The 15,364-nt window shown below is 70.2% G+C and carries 13 protein-coding genes; 11 read left to right on the top strand and 2 right to left on the bottom strand.

Features of this window, described 5'->3' with window-relative positions:
* Nucleotides 1-48: 48 nt before the first annotated feature.
* Nucleotides 49-645 carry a 5-formyltetrahydrofolate cyclo-ligase gene (locus IEY79_RS25065; RefSeq protein WP_189109849.1) on the top strand — a complete coding sequence of 199 codons (597 nt, stop codon included), beginning with the start codon at nucleotides 49-51 and terminating at the stop codon, nucleotides 643-645.
* A gap of 22 nt (nucleotides 646-667) precedes the next feature.
* Here the strand turns inward: IEY79_RS25065 and IEY79_RS25060 are convergent, their stop codons facing one another.
* On the bottom strand, nucleotides 668-3,484 hold the full coding sequence (locus tag IEY79_RS25060; RefSeq protein ID WP_189109848.1) for a penicillin acylase family protein: 2,817 nt from the start codon (nucleotides 3,482-3,484) through the stop codon (nucleotides 668-670).
* Nucleotides 3,485-3,706: 222 nt separating this feature from the next.
* Between IEY79_RS25060 and IEY79_RS25055 the strand changes: the two genes are divergently transcribed.
* From IEY79_RS25055 to IEY79_RS25030, 6 genes are all read left to right on the top strand, one after another.
* Complete coding sequence (locus IEY79_RS25055) at nucleotides 3,707-5,281, top strand: potassium/proton antiporter (RefSeq protein WP_229701103.1); 1,575 nt, start codon at nucleotides 3,707-3,709, stop codon at nucleotides 5,279-5,281.
* Between the two features lie 313 nt (nucleotides 5,282-5,594).
* Entirely contained in the window at nucleotides 5,595-6,962 is a 1,368-nt protein-coding gene (locus IEY79_RS25050; protein WP_189109847.1) for an MFS transporter, read from the top strand.
* Between the two features lie 65 nt (nucleotides 6,963-7,027).
* The gene (locus IEY79_RS25045) at nucleotides 7,028-7,435 is read left to right on the top strand and encodes an FmdB family zinc ribbon protein (protein ID WP_189109846.1); all 408 of its coding nucleotides are present in this window, start codon (nucleotides 7,028-7,030) and stop codon (nucleotides 7,433-7,435) included.
* 108 nt (nucleotides 7,436-7,543) lie between these two features.
* Nucleotides 7,544-8,404: an S-methyl-5'-thioadenosine phosphorylase gene (locus tag IEY79_RS25040; RefSeq protein ID WP_373292620.1), complete on the top strand. Its 861-nt coding sequence runs from the start codon at nucleotides 7,544-7,546 to the stop codon at nucleotides 8,402-8,404.
* A 269-nt stretch (nucleotides 8,405-8,673) separates the two neighbouring features.
* Complete coding sequence (locus tag IEY79_RS25035) at nucleotides 8,674-9,198, top strand: hypothetical protein (RefSeq protein WP_308426690.1); 525 nt, start codon at nucleotides 8,674-8,676, stop codon at nucleotides 9,196-9,198.
* Between the two features lie 178 nt (nucleotides 9,199-9,376).
* Nucleotides 9,377-9,865 (top strand): large conductance mechanosensitive channel protein MscL, encoded by a 489-nt coding sequence (locus IEY79_RS25030; protein ID WP_189109845.1) that lies wholly within the window; start codon nucleotides 9,377-9,379, stop codon nucleotides 9,863-9,865.
* A gap of 41 nt (nucleotides 9,866-9,906) precedes the next feature.
* Here the strand turns inward: IEY79_RS25030 and IEY79_RS25025 are convergent, their stop codons facing one another.
* Nucleotides 9,907-10,164 carry a hypothetical protein gene (locus IEY79_RS25025; RefSeq protein WP_189109844.1) on the bottom strand — a complete coding sequence of 86 codons (258 nt, stop codon included), beginning with the start codon at nucleotides 10,162-10,164 and terminating at the stop codon, nucleotides 9,907-9,909.
* Nucleotides 10,165-10,245: 81 nt separating this feature from the next.
* Between IEY79_RS25025 and IEY79_RS25020 the strand changes: the two genes are divergently transcribed.
* From IEY79_RS25020 to IEY79_RS25005, 4 genes are all read left to right on the top strand, one after another.
* Entirely contained in the window at nucleotides 10,246-11,277 is a 1,032-nt protein-coding gene (locus tag IEY79_RS25020; protein ID WP_189109843.1) for a P1 family peptidase, read from the top strand.
* A gap of 145 nt (nucleotides 11,278-11,422) precedes the next feature.
* Complete coding sequence (locus tag IEY79_RS25015) at nucleotides 11,423-12,277, top strand: DUF6227 family protein (RefSeq protein ID WP_189109842.1); 855 nt, start codon at nucleotides 11,423-11,425, stop codon at nucleotides 12,275-12,277.
* A gap of 430 nt (nucleotides 12,278-12,707) precedes the next feature.
* Nucleotides 12,708-13,577 carry a DUF427 domain-containing protein gene (locus IEY79_RS25010; protein ID WP_189109841.1) on the top strand — a complete coding sequence of 290 codons (870 nt, stop codon included), beginning with the start codon at nucleotides 12,708-12,710 and terminating at the stop codon, nucleotides 13,575-13,577.
* Nucleotides 13,578-13,615: 38 nt separating this feature from the next.
* Complete coding sequence (locus tag IEY79_RS25005; protein WP_189109840.1) at nucleotides 13,616-15,358, top strand: MOSC and FAD-binding oxidoreductase domain-containing protein; 1,743 nt, start codon at nucleotides 13,616-13,618, stop codon at nucleotides 15,356-15,358.
* Nucleotides 15,359-15,364 lie beyond the last annotated feature (6 nt).

Genomic DNA, 15,364 nt, shown 5'->3' with positions numbered 1-15,364 from the left:
GTTAACTTTCTCCCCTTACATACGCATACGAGAGATTTGCGAAGGCCGATGAACTCCGACATGTCAGGAAAACCGGCTCTGCGGCAGGAGCTCCTCGGTGCACGGCGCCTGCTGTCCGAAGAGGACGTCCGGAACGCCTCCGCGGTTCTCGCCCGGCGGGCGCTGGAGCTTCCCGAACTCGCGGAGGCCGGGACCGTCGCCGCGTACGTCTCGGTGGGGCGCGAGCCGGGCACGCGCGCACTGCTCGACGGGCTGCGGGAGCGGGGGGTGCGGGTCCTCCTGCCGGTGCTGTTGCCTGACAACGATCTGGACTGGGCGGCGTACGAGGGGCCGGAGCGGCTGGTGCGCGCGGGGCGGGGGCTGCTGGAGCCGGAAGGCGTCCGGCTGGGGGTGGACGCGGTCCTCGCGGCGCGGGCGGTGCTGCTTCCCGGGCTCGCGGTGGACGGGCGCGGGATGCGGCTGGGGCGGGGCGGCGGGTCGTACGACCGGGTCCTGGGCCGGCTGGAGGTGGCGGGAGCGGGGGCGGTACTCGCGGTGCTGCTGTACGACCACGAGGTGGTCGAGCGGGTCCCTGAGGAGCCGCACGACCGCCCCGTGCACGTGGTGGTGACTCCGGGCGGGACCAGGCGCTTCGCGAGCGCGTGAAGGCACCGCCCGGCCGGGGTGCTTACGGCGCGAGCGTCAGGGTGTCCCCCGTACTCTCCTCCACGGCCCTGCTGCTGAACGACCAGTCGATCAGCTCGCCCTTGGCCCACTTCTCCGTCTGGTCGGTGTAGTTCGGGCTGTACGCGTGCCCGGAGGCGCCCGTCAGGTTGATCCACCGGGACTTGTCCCAGTCACCGACGTTGACCACCATCCGCATCGACGGCACCCACATGACCTCGTAGCCGCCGGCCGCGTTCCAGCCGGTGGCGTTGACCGCGGCCTCGCCGCCGCCCAGGTTCCACGGGCCGCGGTTGAGAAGGGTCTTCACGATGCCGGGGCCCTCCGTACCGAGGGTCTGGTTCTCCAGGTTCAGCTGGTGCAGCCGGCCCCAGCTCCAGGTGGAGACGTCCTTGCCGAGCTTGGCGGTCAGCTCCCAGCGCGCGTCCGTGAGAGCGCGCAGCAGAAGTTCGTCACGTGTCTTGGTGGCTTTCTCCGTACGGGTCTTCGGGGACTGCCACCACTCGTTGTCCGGGTCCTTGAGGATCTTGCGGGTGATCTCGAACCAGCGGTCGCCGCCGTCCGGCTGCGCCGAGTCCGCGGACCGCTGGCCGCACTCCCGCACCAGCTCCGCGAGGTCGTCGACCGGGCCCGTGCTGTCGGCGGGGCGCACGCTGAGGCACTCCCCCTTGACACGCATCTCCTTGGGAAGCTTGTTCCCGAAGGCGAGCTTGAGGACGTTGCGCCAGACAGCGTTGAAGTACGCGGCGGCCGCCGAGTCCGGCTCCTGGGTGGAGTCCCAGCCTTCGAGAAGTTTCTGGGCCTCGCGGATGGCGGGGTCCGAGACATCGATCTTCAGCAGGTGCGGCATGAGCTGCGTGGCGATCTCGCTGCGGTTGTCCGTCTGCATCGTGCGCATGTCGTCGGTGGAGATCTTGCCGCCGTCCTTGATCTTCGACTTGATCAGGTCGTTGATCCGCTGGCTCCGGGCGCCGTAGCCCCAGTCCCCCGTCAGCGGGTACGGGTAGTCGTCCTTGTCGATGACGGCCTGGTTGGCGGTGACGATGTAGCCGCGCTTCGGGTTCTCCTCGTAAGGAAGCTCGTCGAAGGGGATGTAGCCCTCCCAGCGGTACTCCGGGTCCCAGCCCGGGGCCGGCCGCGAGCCGTCGCCCTTGGCGCGGACCGGGATCCGGCCGGGCGCCTGGTAGCCGATGTTGCCCTTGGCGTCGGCGTAGACCAGGTTCTGCGAGGGGACCTCGAAACTCTGCGCCGCCCTGCGGAACTCCGCGAAATCCTTCGCCTTGTTGAGCTCGAAGACCGCGTCCATGGACTTGCCGGGCTTCAGGGCGGTCCACTGGAGGGAGACCGCGTATCCCTCGCCGCGGTCGGGGGCCGCGTTGTCGACGGGGGCCTTGTCGCCGACTCTGCGCAGCTCGGCGTCGCGGTCGGAGACGACGGGGCCGCGCCCGGTGGAGCGGACCGTGATGGTCTCGCTCTCGGCACCGGCGATCTTGATCGTTTCCTGACGGGTCGTGAACTTCTTCTGTTCGTTCCCGTACTGGTAGGTGTCGCCGTTGACCTTCTCCAGATAGAGGTCGGTCACGTCCGCGCCGAGGTTGGTCATGCCCCAGGCGATGTCCTTGTTGTGGCCGATGATCACGCCGGGCATCCCGGCGAAGGTGTAGCCGGCGACGTCGTACTGGCAGTCCTTGGTGAAGCTGCGGCAGTGCAGGCCCATCTGGTACCAGACGGAGGGCAGCTGGGGCGCGAGGTGCGGGTCGTTGGCGAGCAGCGGGTTGCCGGTCGTCGTGTACTTGCCAGAGACGACCCACGAATTGGATCCGATGCCGCTGCCGCTGGGGCCGAGGAGGGCGGGGATCTCGTCGAGGGTGGCGGAGAGTGCGTCGAGCTGGGACTCCAGGCCGTCGGTGACGGCGCCGCCGGAGCCGTTGCCCGTGTTCCCGGTGCCGGTGTCTATGCCTGTGCCGGTCCCTGTTCCCGTGCCGGTCCCAGTTCCCGTTCCCGTACCGGTTCCCGTGCCCGTACCGTCCCCCGACGCCTCGCCCGGCTCGGCCTCGGGGTCGTACTCCTCCGCCAGCGGGTCGACCGCGCCCTCGGAGACGATCGGCTGGTTCCTGTCGTACGGATACGACGGATACAGGTCCTTTATCTGCTTCTCGTCCATCCTGCTCGTGAGCAGCGAACGGTCGATCTCGTCCTGCATGTTGGAGCGCAGGTCCCACGCCATCGCCTTGAGCCAGGCCACCGAGTCGACGGGGGTCCACTTCGCGGGCTTGTAGTCGTTGGTGAAGTTCAGCGCGGCGTACTCGACGGAGATGTCCTTGCCGTCGCGGCCTTCGAGGTAGTCGTTGACACCGTCCGCGTACGACTGGAGGTTCTTCTTCGTCTCGTCGGAGAGCTTGTCGTCGTACTCGTCCTGGGCCACCTGCCGCCAGCCGAGCGTGCGCAGGAACTCGTCCGTCTTGACCTGGCCCTTGCCGAACATCTCGGAGAGCCGCCCCGAGGTCATGTGGCGCCGGACGTCCATCTCCCAGAAGCGGTCCTGCGCCTGGACATAGCCCTGCGCGCGGAACAGGTCCTGGTCGGTGTTGGCGTAGATCTGCGGGACGCCGTAACTGTCGCGCTTGACCTCGACCCGGCCGTCGAGTCCCGGCACCTTTATGGTGCCGGTGGTCTGCGGGAGCGAGGCACGCACGGTACTGACGCCCCAGTAGGCGCCGTAACCAACGCCTGCTACCAGAGCCAGCACCAGGACGATCACGACAAGGCGGGCGCGTCGCCCCTTCTTTTTGGTGGCAGGGGGCGTTGAGTTGGCGGGCATCGCTGTCCTTCGAGGGGCAGGGTGGTCCTGGAATGCTGCAGCAACCATAGGCGCAGCGCTTCACCCGCCCCGACGCGGTGTCACTAGTACGACCGTTGAGGACTCCTCGGACGATCACACAGGAAATCACGCGATCGATCGCACGAACGATCGATCGCGTCAAGAAAACGTTAAAGATTAGGTAAGGTAACGAAGTGCCGACTGCCGGGAAAACGATCCGGTGTGCGTGAGGGGAAGGATCGGCCGCTGACTGTCCACCAGCTCAATGAACTCCTGCTCATCTGCTCGCTCGTGCTGCTGATCGCAGTGGCCGCGGTGCGGATCTCGTCCCGTAGCGGGCTGCCCAGCCTGCTGCTCTACCTCGGGATCGGCGTCCTCATCGGCCAGGACGGCATCTTCAACGTCAAGTTCGACAATGCCGAGTTGACCCAGGTGATCGGCTACGCGGCCCTGGTCGTGATCCTCGCCGAGGGCGGTCTCGCCGCGAAGTGGAAAGAGGCGAAACCGGCGCTGCCGGCCGCCGTCGCCCTGTCGACCGTCGGTGTGGCCGTGAGCGTGGGCGTGACCGCGACCGCCGCGTACTTCCTCGTCGGCCTCGACTGGCGGCAGGCGCTGATCATCGGCGCCGTCGTCTCCTCCACGGACGCCGCCGCCGTCTTCTCCGTACTGAGGAAGATTCCGCTGCCGTCGAGGGTGACGGGTGCGCTGGAGGCGGAGTCGGGCTTCAACGACGCCCCCGTGGTGATCATGGTGGTGGCGCTGTCGACGGTCGGGCCGGTGGAGCACTGGTACGTACTGGTGGGCGAGATCTTCCTGGAACTGGCCATCGGCGCCGCCATCGGGATCGCGGTCGGCTGGCTCGGTGCCTTCGGGCTCCGGCGCGTGGCGCTGCCGGCTTCCGGTCTGTATCCGATCGCCGTGATGGCCATCGCCGTCGTCGCGTACGCGGCGGGCGCCATGGCCCACGGCAGCGGGTTCCTCGCCGTGTACCTGGCGTCCATGCTGCTGGGGAACTCCAAGCTGCCGCACGCGCCCGCGACCCGCGGTTTCGCGGAGGGTCTCGGCTGGCTCGCGCAGATCGGCCTGTTCGTCCTGCTCGGACTGCTGGTGACGCCGCACGAACTGGGCGACGACTTCTGGCCCGCGGTGATAGTGGGTCTGGTGCTGACGGCGGTGGCGCGGCCCCTGTCCGTGCTGGTCAGCCTCGCGCCGTTCCGTATTCCCTGGCAGGAGAAGGCGCTGATGTCGTGGGCGGGGCTGCGTGGCGCCGTGCCCATCGTCATGGCGACGATCCCGATGGTCTCGGAGATCGAGGGCAGCCACCGGATCTTCAACATCGTCTTCGTGCTCGTCGTCGTCTACACGATCGTGCAGGGGCCGACGCTGCCCTGGGTGGCCAGGACGCTGCACCTCGGCGACCCCTCCGAGGCGGCCGATCTCGGGGTCGAGTCGGCGCCGCTGGAGCGGCTGCGCGGTCATCTGCTGTCCGTGGCCATCCCGGACCGGTCGAAGATGCACGGCGTGGAGGTCGGAGAGCTGCGGCTGCCCCCGGGGTCGGCGGTCACGCTGGTCGTACGGGAGAACAAGAGCTTCGTGCCGGGGCCGTCCACGGTGCTGCGGCACGGGGACGAGCTGCTGGTGGTGGCAACGGACCCGGTACGGGACGCGGCCGAGCGGCGTCTGCGGGCCGTCGGGCAGGGCGGAAAGCTGGCCGACTGGCTGGGCACGAACGGGACGGGCGGGCCGGGCGGCGGGGGCGGGCCCGCCAGGAAGCCGGGAGGGCTGGGGGCGAGGTAAGGGCCCGGGGACGAGGTAGGGGCCCGGCCTGGGAATCGAAGGCCGTGGCGCCCGGAGGCGCCAATCACAGGTACGGGCCGGGATCTTCCTGGTATTTCCCGGGTAGCATGAGGCCCGTGCCTGTCACGTCGAGGACGTGACGCACAGACTTGATCGACCAACTCTGCCTGACGCAGAGCTGGCGCGACCGTATGGCGGCCGTGGTGTCCCCTCCAGTGGACCCGGGTATCTACCGCAGTTCCGCGCAAGAGGACAGCTCTCGGCAGCCCCCGCACGTCCGGGGGTGCCACCAGGCGGCAGAAAGGCAAGGACCGTGTCCGACACGGTCGACACCACCGCCGGCTCCTCCGAGGGAACCGCACCGCGCCGCCCGGGCTACGGGCAGCTCCTGCGTACACCCGGCGCCTGGACGTTCCTGCTCCCGGGCTTCGCCGCGCGACAGCCCTTCGCGATGCTCACGATCGGCATCGTGCTGCTCGTCGAGCACACCTCCGGTTCGTACGGCACCGCCGGCATGGTCGCCGCCGTCACCGGTGTCTCCATGGCCCTTTTCGCGCCGCAGAACGGCAAGCTCGCCGACCGGTTCGGGCAGCGTGCGGTGCTGGTGCCGGGGGTGCTGCTGCACGCGGCGTCGGTCGCCGCCCTGACCACGCTCGCGCTGGCCGGCGCGCCCCTGTGGGCGCTGTTCGCCGCCGCCGTACCGACCGGTGCGTCGATCCCGCAGGTGGGGCCGATGGTCAGGGCGCGCTGGGCGGCCCTGCTCGGCGTCTCCGACGAGCGCGCGCGGCTGCTGCCGACGGCGGCCGCCTTCGAGTCCGTCACGGACGAGTTCACCTTCGTCATCGGGCCCGTCCTCGCGACCGCGCTGTGCACCGGCGTACACCCGGCGGCGGGGCTGCTCGCCGAGGGAGCGCTGACCCTGGTGGGCGGGCTGCTGTTCGCCGCGCGGCGGGGGACACAGCCGCAGGCGGCCGGGCGCGGCGCGGGCGGCGCGACGGGTTCCGGCGGGGCGGGCGCGGCGGGCGGCTCGGACGGCTCAGGTGGTTCAGGCGGGGGGCGGGTCTCGGCGCTGTCCGTGCCCGGCGTACGCGTGCTCGCCGTGGTCTTCCTCGGCATCGGCTCGGTCTTCGGCGGTATGCAGGTCTCGCTCACGGCCTTCGCCGAGGAGATCGGCAACCCCGGCGCGAACGGCCTTCTGTACGGAGTCTTCGCCGCCGGCAACATGCTCGCCGGTATCGCGTGCGGCGCCATCGCCTGGAAGACCGGGCCCCGCCGCAGGCTGATCACCGGTTATCTGGGCCTCACGCTGGCCGCCTCCGGGCTGTGGGCCGTGCACTCGGTGCCGCTGCTCGCCGGCCTCGGCCTGCTGGTCGGGCTCTTCATCGCGCCCGCGCTGATCAGCGGCTACACCCTGATCGAGGCCCTGGTCCCCGCCGGAGCCCGTACGGAGGCCTTCACCTGGCTGACGGGCGCCGTCGCGCTGGGGCAGGCCGGCGCGGTCACGGCGGCCGGTCAGCTGGCGGACGCGCATGGCGCGAGCGCCGGATTCGTGGTGCCGCTGGTGGGCACCGCACTGGCTCTGGCCACACTTCTCACGCTGCGCTCGCGGCTCACGCCGAAGGCGTCCGGCCGCGTCGCGGCGCGTGGAATGGGTCACCGCGTGCCGGTGGCAGTGGACTGATCCAGCGGAATACGTCACTATGGAGCGTCGTTAGCACTCATTGAGTGAGAGTGCCAGGAGGAAAAGTGCCGACCTATCAGTACCAGTGCACCGATTGCGGCGAGGGCCTCGAGGCGGTGCAGAAGTTCACCGACGATTCCCTCACCGTGTGCCCCGCGTGCGAAGGACGCCTGAAGAAGGTGTTCTCGGCGGTCGGCATCGTCTTCAAGGGCTCCGGTTTCTACCGGAACGACAGCCGCGGCTCGTCGTCGAGCAGCACGCCGGCCAAGGCGGGCGCCTCGAACGGTTCGGGTGACTCGGGCGGTTCGAGCGATAAGTCGTCCTCCTCGTCGAGCTCGTCGTCGGACTCGAAGCCGTCGTCGGCGTCCACGTCGTCGAACGGGTCCTCGTCGGGCTCGGGCTCCTCCGGCTCCGGCTCGAAGTCGGGCGCCGCGAGCGGCAGCTCCGGCTCCAGCGGTTCCTCCGCCGCCTGACCGACCCATACCTTCTCCGGGACCCCGCCGTTCGGTACGGCGGGGTCCTCGGCGTTCCCGGCTGCCCGCGCTCCCGCGCACGAGGCGGCCCCGGTTAGGGTGATCGTCATGGCGACCATGGCGAACGCAGAGGGCTCGGAGACCGCGGAGATCGGCGTCATCGGCGGTTCGGGCCTGTACTCATTCCTCGACGACGTGACCGAGGTCACCGTCGACACACCGTACGGACCGCCCAGCGACTCGCTGTTCCTCGGTGATGTCGAGGGCAGGCGCGTCGCGTTCCTGCCGCGCCACGGGCGCGCGCACGACATCGCTCCGCACCGGATCAACTACCGCGCCAATCTGTGGGCGCTGCGGTCCGTCGGCGTACGGCAGGTGCTCGGCCCGTGTGCGGTGGGCGGGCTGCGCGAGGAGTTCGGCCCGGGGACGCTGCTCGTGCCCGACCAGCTGGTGGACCGTACGAAGGCGCGTACCCAGACGTACTACGACGGTGTGCCGCTGCCCGACGGCTCGCAGTCGAAGGTCGTCCACATCTCGCTCGCCGACCCCTACTGCCCCGAGGGGCGCAAGGCGGCACTCGCCGCGGCTCGCGGACACGAGTGGGAGCCGGTGGACGGCGGGACGCTGGTGGTCGTCGAGGGGCCGCGTTTCTCGACGCGCGCCGAATCGCGGTGGCACGCGTCGATGGGGTGGTCGGTGGTCGGCATGACGGGTCATCCGGAGGCCGTTCTCGCCCGTGAACTGGGGCTCTGCTACACGTCGTTGACCCTCGTGACCGACCTGGACGCCGGGGCGGAGACGGGTGAGGGTGTGTCGCACGGGGAGGTGCTGAAGGTTTTCGCCTCCAACGTGGACCGGCTGCGCACGGTGCTGTTCGACGCCGTGGGCGGGCTGCAGGACGGCGAGACGAGGGACTGCCTGTGCTCGCACGCGCTGGATGGCATCGATACGGGGCTCAAGCTGCCGTAGCTCGGGCGGAAGGACTCGTTCGGGTGGGCGAGTTATTCACATTCGGGTAGTTGTCCACAGGCTTCGGCGGGATTCCGGCCGGGCGTGGATCGTGAGGGGTGGCCAGCAGAAACTCCTCACGGCAGGTGGTGGTTGCCATGTCCCGTTCGTCCTCACGCTCCTCTTCGCACTCCTCATCAACTTCGGCTTCGGCTTTGTCCTCGTCCTCGATCCCGTCTTCCCGTTCCCTGATCAGCCGTCCCTCGGATCCTCCTCTCTTCCCGCCGCCGGTGGCCGCCGCGCCCGCTCCCTGCGGGGTGCCGGCGTTCGATCCACTGCGGGTGCGCGGCGGCGGGCACCGGCTGCGCAGGGCGCTGCTCCGGCGGAGGCGGGCCATGGCGGCGGGGCTGGCCGTGACGGCGGCCGCGTTGGCGGCGTCGGGGGCGGGCGGTCCCGGTGCGGCGGCCGGAGCGGAGGAGCGCTCCGAGGCGGCGGCCCGCGCGGCCGCGGGCGCTCAACCGGACGTGGAGAAGGTGCGGTCGGTCACGGCTCCGGTGCGGATCGCGGATGTGGAGACGGTGCGGCTGCTGCGCCCCGGCGACCGGGTCGATGTGATCGCCGCCGCGCACTCCCCCGGCGGCGGGGCATCGGACGTCCGGGTACTCGCCACGGGTGTGCTGGTGAAGTCCGTCCCGCGGGCGCCGGAGAGCTCCGCCGAGGGCGGAGCGCTGGTCCTGCTGACCGTCGCGCGTGACGTGGCGGCGGAGTTGGCGGGTGCGAGCACGAACTCCCGCCTGGCGCTGACGCTGTGCTGACCTGCTGTGTGGGGACCCGCGCTTCTCGCCGTCGTACTGATGAGCAGACTGGTCACACGAGAGCATGGGCGGATTGGACAGCCGGGGCGCGAGTTGCCCATGGTGTCGGGGGCGATCGGCGGACCCCTCCGCCGTCCCCGTTCCGGTCCCCGCGGCACACACAAGGAAGGGCTCACTGGTGAGCAACGAGAAGGAGAGCGTGCTGGAGGGCTTCAAGGCCTTCCTTACGCGAGGCAACGTGATCGACCTCGCGGTCGCGGTGGTCATCGGCGCGGCCTTCACCAATGTGGTGAACTCCCTGGTGAAGGGCGTCATCAATCCGGTGGTCGGCGCGTTCGGGACCAAGGACCTGGACCACTACTCCTCGTGTCTCAAGTCCCCGTGCGAGACGAACGCCGCGGGCGATGCCGTGTCGGGCATCCCGATCATGTGGGGGACGGTGCTCAGTTCGACGCTCAGCTTCCTGATCACCGCCGCCGTCGTGTACTTCCTGATGGTCCTGCCGATGGCGAAGTACCTCGCCAGGCGCGCCAGGCTGCTGGCCGCGAAGGAGAAGGTGGAGGAGGTCCTGGAGGTGAGCGAGCTGGAGGTGCTGAAGGAGATCAGGGACGCCCTGGTGGCTCAGCAGCGGGTGCCTGGGCGGGGACAGGGGCAGAGCGCCCCGTAGGACCCGTCCGGTTGACGCCGGCCCGTCGGGCTCCCCCGCGATCAGATGTGGTGGGGCGGCTTCTCGTCGAGGAAGCGGGCCAGGTCGGCGGCGCCGTCACCGCTCGTGGCCTGGCGGTCGCCCCAGCCGGTGTCCGTGTCGTCCGAGGACTGCCGGTCCAGGGGGTCGTCGAAGACGAGCGACGGCTTGGGCGGGCCCGGCTTCGGGGGTGCGGGCTTGGGCGGTGCCGGGCGCTGGGGGGCGGGGCGCTGCGGGTCCGTCTCGGTGTCGCTCGGTCCGGAGGTGCGGGCGATGCTCATGCGTCCAGAGTACGGGGGTGGGCGCGGCGGCCGGGGTGATCCGCCGTGGCGGGGTCCGGCGTCGTGGTACGCATGGGATCCATGGCACTCAATGACGCATTGACGGATGTGGCGGGGATTCGGGTCGGCCACGCGCGGGTGGCCGGGGACCGGGCGCTCAGCGGTACGACGGTCGTTCTCGCCCCGGAGGGCGGGGCGGTCGCCGCCGTGGACGTACGGGGCGGCGGGCCGGGCACCCGGGAGACCGACGCGCTGGATCCGCGCAATCTGGTGAGCCGTGTCGAGGCCGTCGTGCTCACCGGCGGCAGCGCGTTCGGGCTCGACTCCGCCTCGGGCGTGGTGGCGTGGCTGGAGGAACGGGGGCGGGGTGTGCGGGTCGGGCCCGACCCGGCCCAGGTGGTGCCGGTCGTGCCGGCCGCGTGCGTCTTCGATCTGGGGCGCGGTGGCGACTGGCGGGCCCGCCCGGACGCCTCCACGGGCCGTGCGGCGGTCGAGGCGGCGGCCCGTACGGAGTCGGGGGCGCCCGTCGCCGAGGGCGGCGTCGGGGCCGGGACCGGGGCCGTGGTGGGGCGGCTAAAGGGCGGGGTCGGTACGGCGAGCGTGCTGCTGCCGTCGGGGATCACGGTCGCCGCGCTGGTCGTCGCGAACGCGGCGGGGTCCGCGGTCGATCCGCTGACGGGGGTGCTGTACGGGCGGTACTTCCAGGGCCGTCCCGGCTATCCGCCGGCCGGTGTGCACGAGGCCGCTCTCGCGCGCCTCGCCGAGGTGCGCGAGCGTGACGGACGGCCTCCGCTGAACACCACGCTCGCCGTCGTGGCGACCGACGCCGACCTCTCCAAGGCCCAGGCGCAGAAGCTCGCGGGGACGGCGCACGACGGTATCGCGCGCGCCGTCCGTCCTGTACATCTGCTCAACGACGGGGACACGGTCTTCACACTGGCCACCGGGGAACGCATGCTCGATGCCGGGAACCCGCTGGCGCTCAATGAAGTCCTTGCAGCCGGGGCCGACGCTGTGACCAGGGCGATCGTACGGGCGATGATGGTGGCGGAGGGTGTGGAAGGGCCGGGCGGCACGTTCCCCGCGTACCGCGATCTGTACGGCACGGACTGACCCACGGCGCAAGGGACTTGAGGGGGGCTTGAGGAACTTCTCGTGCGCCCCCAATCGTTTTACCGAACTTGGGACGCAATGTCAGTCCCAGGGGCTACGTTATGCAATCACCAAGTGACATGTGGCGACGGCCTGGAGACCCACCTTGAACGATCCGTATGAGACAAGCGAGACGCATCTTGAGCGTCTTCTGGGTCGGGCACTCAACTCCTTCGATCTGCCCGACGCCGTGATCGAGCGGCTCGACTCCGCTCTGGCGCACGCCAGTTCATTGCGGTCCTCGCACCACAGTGCGGGACTGCATCGCGAGACCTACCGGCATACGTATCTGCTCGCCGACAGCACCGCCCTCACCCTCTGGGAGCTGGTCCACAACACCGGGCGCGACGGCGCCGAACAGCATGAGCTCTACACCGACGAGCACGAGGTGCGCCTCGCCGCCTCCCGGCTGCGCCGCCCTCACCGGACAGGCGGTGCCGACGAGGCCGCCGCCCGTTCCCTCGCCGCCCTTGATCCCGCCGCCGATTCCGATTCACTGTTCGAGTCCCGTTTCGAGTCGGGCCTGGGTGCGAGTCTCGATCCGAGCTTCGAGTCCGACCTCGCGGCCGATCTCGAACTGCTCAGCGGCCTTCTGACGGCGCCACAGACACCGCTGCCCCGGGTGTATCTCCCGGACAACTCCGCCGACCACGCGCGCCGGGTGCTTCGGCGCGCGGAGAACGTGGACCGGCCGGGCGAGGAGGTCGCGGGATCGCTGCGCGCCGCCTTCGCCCACCAGATCACCCAGGTCTTCGGACGGCACGGCCATGCCGAGGCCAAGGACGCGGGGTTCACGCTCTACGAGCACGCGTTCCTGCTCCTGGACGGTACGGAGACGAGCCTGTGGGAGGTCGAGCACACGGCGACACCCGACGGCCGTCATATGTGTGAGGTGTACACCGCGCAGAGCGCCGCGCGCGAAGCCATGGAGCTCCGCGCGCGGGGTCAGGTGAGTGGCTGAGGGGGCCCGCCCGGAGGATCAGCGGACCTGGGGCGCCGGGGTCGCCTGGGGCGGCGGAGAACGGCGTCCTCGTCGCCCCAGGCGACCTGCGCGTCCACGAGCCGGTCGGACGAAGAGGACCCCGTCGCGGCGGTCAACCGTTGGCTGGACGCCCACGTCGAGCAGGGCCGCATGTTCGACGGCCTGGCCCGGACCCTCGCCAGTCCCCCGGCGCCGAGGAGGAATTCCGGAAGCCGGTATGCGCATACTGAAACAGAACGGAATTCCGGGACGGAGGCGTCGGCGCGCAAGGGCGCGAAGGCGCGGGCACCCGAGACGAAGAATGGCCTCGTCCGGCCGCGGCTGTTCGTATCCCAAAGCGCGCGCTTTCCCGCGTGAGAGCCCGTGCCGGTGGCGTGACGTCGCCTTCTCACACGGAAGGAACGGAACGATGGGACTTTCCTGGCAGCAAGGCCCACTCGCCCCGGGAACGGTCGGCCAGTTCCTGGTCCCCGACCCCCTGCCCGAACGGCTGCTGTTCGCCGAACCGCTGCGCCGTCGTATGCGGGCCGAACTCGGGGACAGCTGGATCGCCGACAGTGAGGATGTCGTACTCCTCCACGAGCCCGGCCGCTACCCCGTGGCCTACTTCCCGCCGGCCGACATCGCGGCCGACGTCCTGGAGGAGTCCGAGCACACCACTCAGCACCGGGATCTGGGCCGGACCTCCTGGTACACCGTCCGGGCGGGGCCGCTGAGCAAGGAACGTGCCGCGTGGCAGCACACCGACCTTCCCGGTCACGCGAAGATCCTCGAAGGGAGGATCGCCTTCGCCTGGCGGGCGATGGACGCTTTCTACGAGGAGGACGACCGGATCGTCGGACACGCGGCGGACGCCTATCACCGCATCGACATCCGAAGGACGAGCCGTCGCCTGGTCGTCCGCGGTGACGACCGGGTGATCGCCGACAGCGGGCGCCCTCTGGTGCTGTACGAATCGGGCTTCGCGCCCCGCTGGTACGTTCCGCGGGAGGACGTGGACGAATCGGCGCTGGCACCGGTCGAGTTCCAGACGTTCTGCCCGTACAAGGGCATGGCCAGTTATTACGACATCGAGGGCGCCCGGCATGCGGCGTGGTCCTACGAGGACGCCTGGGACCAAGTGCGTAGTATCTCCGGAATGGTGTCGTTCGAACCGGACGAGATCCAGGTCGAACTCGACGGCGTACGGCAGAGGCTGGAATCCGGTCAGGGTGTCATTCCGCACGGGGCCGACCGCAACCTCGACCTTGACGAAGCGATGTTCGACAGGCCGGGCTGACCCCCGTCGTATGCGCAGAACTTCCACCGGAGGTCCCGATGCCTTCTCTGCTTTCGGTGAATGTGGGAATGCCGAAGGACGTGCCCTGGCAGGGCCGGACCGTATACACCGGTGTGTGGAAGTACCCCGTGGACGGGCCGGTGACCGCCCGCCGTACCAACATCGACGGTGACGGCCAGGGTGACCTCGCGGGGCACGGCGGTGAGCAGCGTGCCGTGCTCGTCTATCAGATCGAGTCCTACCGGCACTGGGCGCGGCACTTCGGACGTGATGACTTCGAGCACGGTCAGTTCGGGGAGAACCTCACCGTCGACGGGCTGCCGGACGACGAGGTCTGTATCGGCGACCGTTACCGCATCGGCGAGGCCGAGTTCGAGGTCACCCAGCCGCGCGTCACCTGCTACCGCGTGGGCATGCGCCTGGGCGAACCCGAGTTGCCCGCTCTTCTCGTCTCCCATCGCCGCCCCGGCTTCTACATGCGGGTCATCCACGAGGGCCGTATCGAGGCGGGCGACGAGATCCTGAAGACGGGGACGGGGCCCGGCGCGCTGAGCGTGACGGCCACCGACGAACTGCTCTACCTGCCCGGCAGAGACCCCGCGAAGCTTCGGCTCGCCCTGGACATCCCCGCGCTGAGCCCGGGTTGGCAGGGCTCCTTCCGTGACCTTCTCGACGACGCCGACAAGACGGGCACCGCGGCAGAACCCCCGCTCCCTGAGGCGGCCTGGACCGGCTTCAGGCAACTGCGGGTGGCCAAGGTGGTGCCCGAGAGCACCACCGTCTCTTCGATCCACCTCGCCGCCGCCGACGGATCGCGGCTTCCTCCGGCCCGCGCGGGCCAGTATCTGACGCTGCGTATCCCCGGAGCCGGAGAGCCGGCCCCGGTCCGCAGTTACTCGCTCTCCTCGGCGCCCGTCAGCGACCACTACCGGATCAGCGTCAAGCACGAACCGCACGGCGTGGCCAGCGGGTATCTGACCACGCGGCTGCGCCCGGGGACCGTTCTCGACGCCGCGGCTCCCCGGGGCGACTTCGTCCTCGACGGCGGCGGCGGCCCGGTCCTTCTCATCTCCGCCGGCATCGGGGTGACCCCCGTGCTCGCCATGCTGCACGAGCTCGCGGCCGCCCGCAGCGACCGGGAGGTGTGGTGGATCCACGGTGCCCGCAGTCCCCAGGAGCATCCGCTGGCGGCCGAAGCGCACGGTCTGCTCGGATCGCTGCCGCGGTCGACGGAGCACGTGTTCTTCAGCGCCGCCGCGCCGCGGGGGCGCGGCGGCGATCACGCGGCGTCCGGACGGCTCAACAGGGACAAGCTGCTGGCTCTCGGTCTCCCGGCCGGTGCCACCGCCTATGTCTGCGGGCCCGAGTCGTTCATGGCGGACATGAAGGACGTGCTCACCGCCTGCGGGCTCGAAGAGGCGGCCATCCACTCCGAGTTGTTCGGTTCCCTGCCGTCCATCAACCCCGGCCTGGCAAACAAGGATCTGCCGCAACCGCATCAGCCGACCGGCCCGCCCGGGACCGGCCCTTCGGTGACTTTCGCCCGCAGTGGGATCTCCACCCCGTTCCGCGACAGCGAGAAGAGCCTGTTGGAACTCGCCGAGGCGTGCGATGTTCCCGCCCGGTGGAGCTGTCGTACGGGGGTGTGCCACACCTGCATCACCTCCGTGCTGTCCGGCGGGGTCGCCTACGACCCGTCCCCACTCGAAGCGCCGCCCGAGGGGCAGGTGCTGATCTGCTGCTCCCGCCCCACGGACGGCGAAATCGTCCTCGACATGTGAGGGCCC

This window comes from Streptomyces camponoticapitis, assembly GCF_014646115.1.
GTDB lineage: Bacteria > Actinomycetota > Actinomycetes > Streptomycetales > Streptomycetaceae > Streptomyces > Streptomyces camponoticapitis.
The sequence above is the reverse complement of the archived record's forward strand: the minus strand, read 5'-3'. Positions and strand labels throughout refer to the sequence as shown.

Excerpts from the sequence above, each read along its gene's own strand:
- IEY79_RS25065 (WP_189109849.1), top strand. The coding sequence starts at position 49 with ATGAACTCCGACATGTCAGGAAAACCGGCTCTGCGGCAGGAGCTCCTC.
- IEY79_RS25060 (WP_189109848.1), bottom strand. The coding sequence starts at position 3,484 with ATGCCCGCCAACTCAACGCCCCCTGCCACCAAAAAGAAGGGGCGACGC.
- IEY79_RS25040 (WP_373292620.1), top strand. The coding sequence starts at position 7,544 with ATGGCGACCATGGCGAACGCAGAGGGCTCGGAGACCGCGGAGATCGGC.
- IEY79_RS25025 (WP_189109844.1), bottom strand. The coding sequence starts at position 10,164 with ATGAGCATCGCCCGCACCTCCGGACCGAGCGACACCGAGACGGACCCG.
- IEY79_RS25020 (WP_189109843.1), top strand. The coding sequence starts at position 10,246 with ATGGCACTCAATGACGCATTGACGGATGTGGCGGGGATTCGGGTCGGC.
- IEY79_RS25010 (WP_189109841.1), top strand. The coding sequence starts at position 12,708 with ATGGGACTTTCCTGGCAGCAAGGCCCACTCGCCCCGGGAACGGTCGGC.
- IEY79_RS25005 (WP_189109840.1), top strand. The coding sequence starts at position 13,616 with ATGCCTTCTCTGCTTTCGGTGAATGTGGGAATGCCGAAGGACGTGCCC.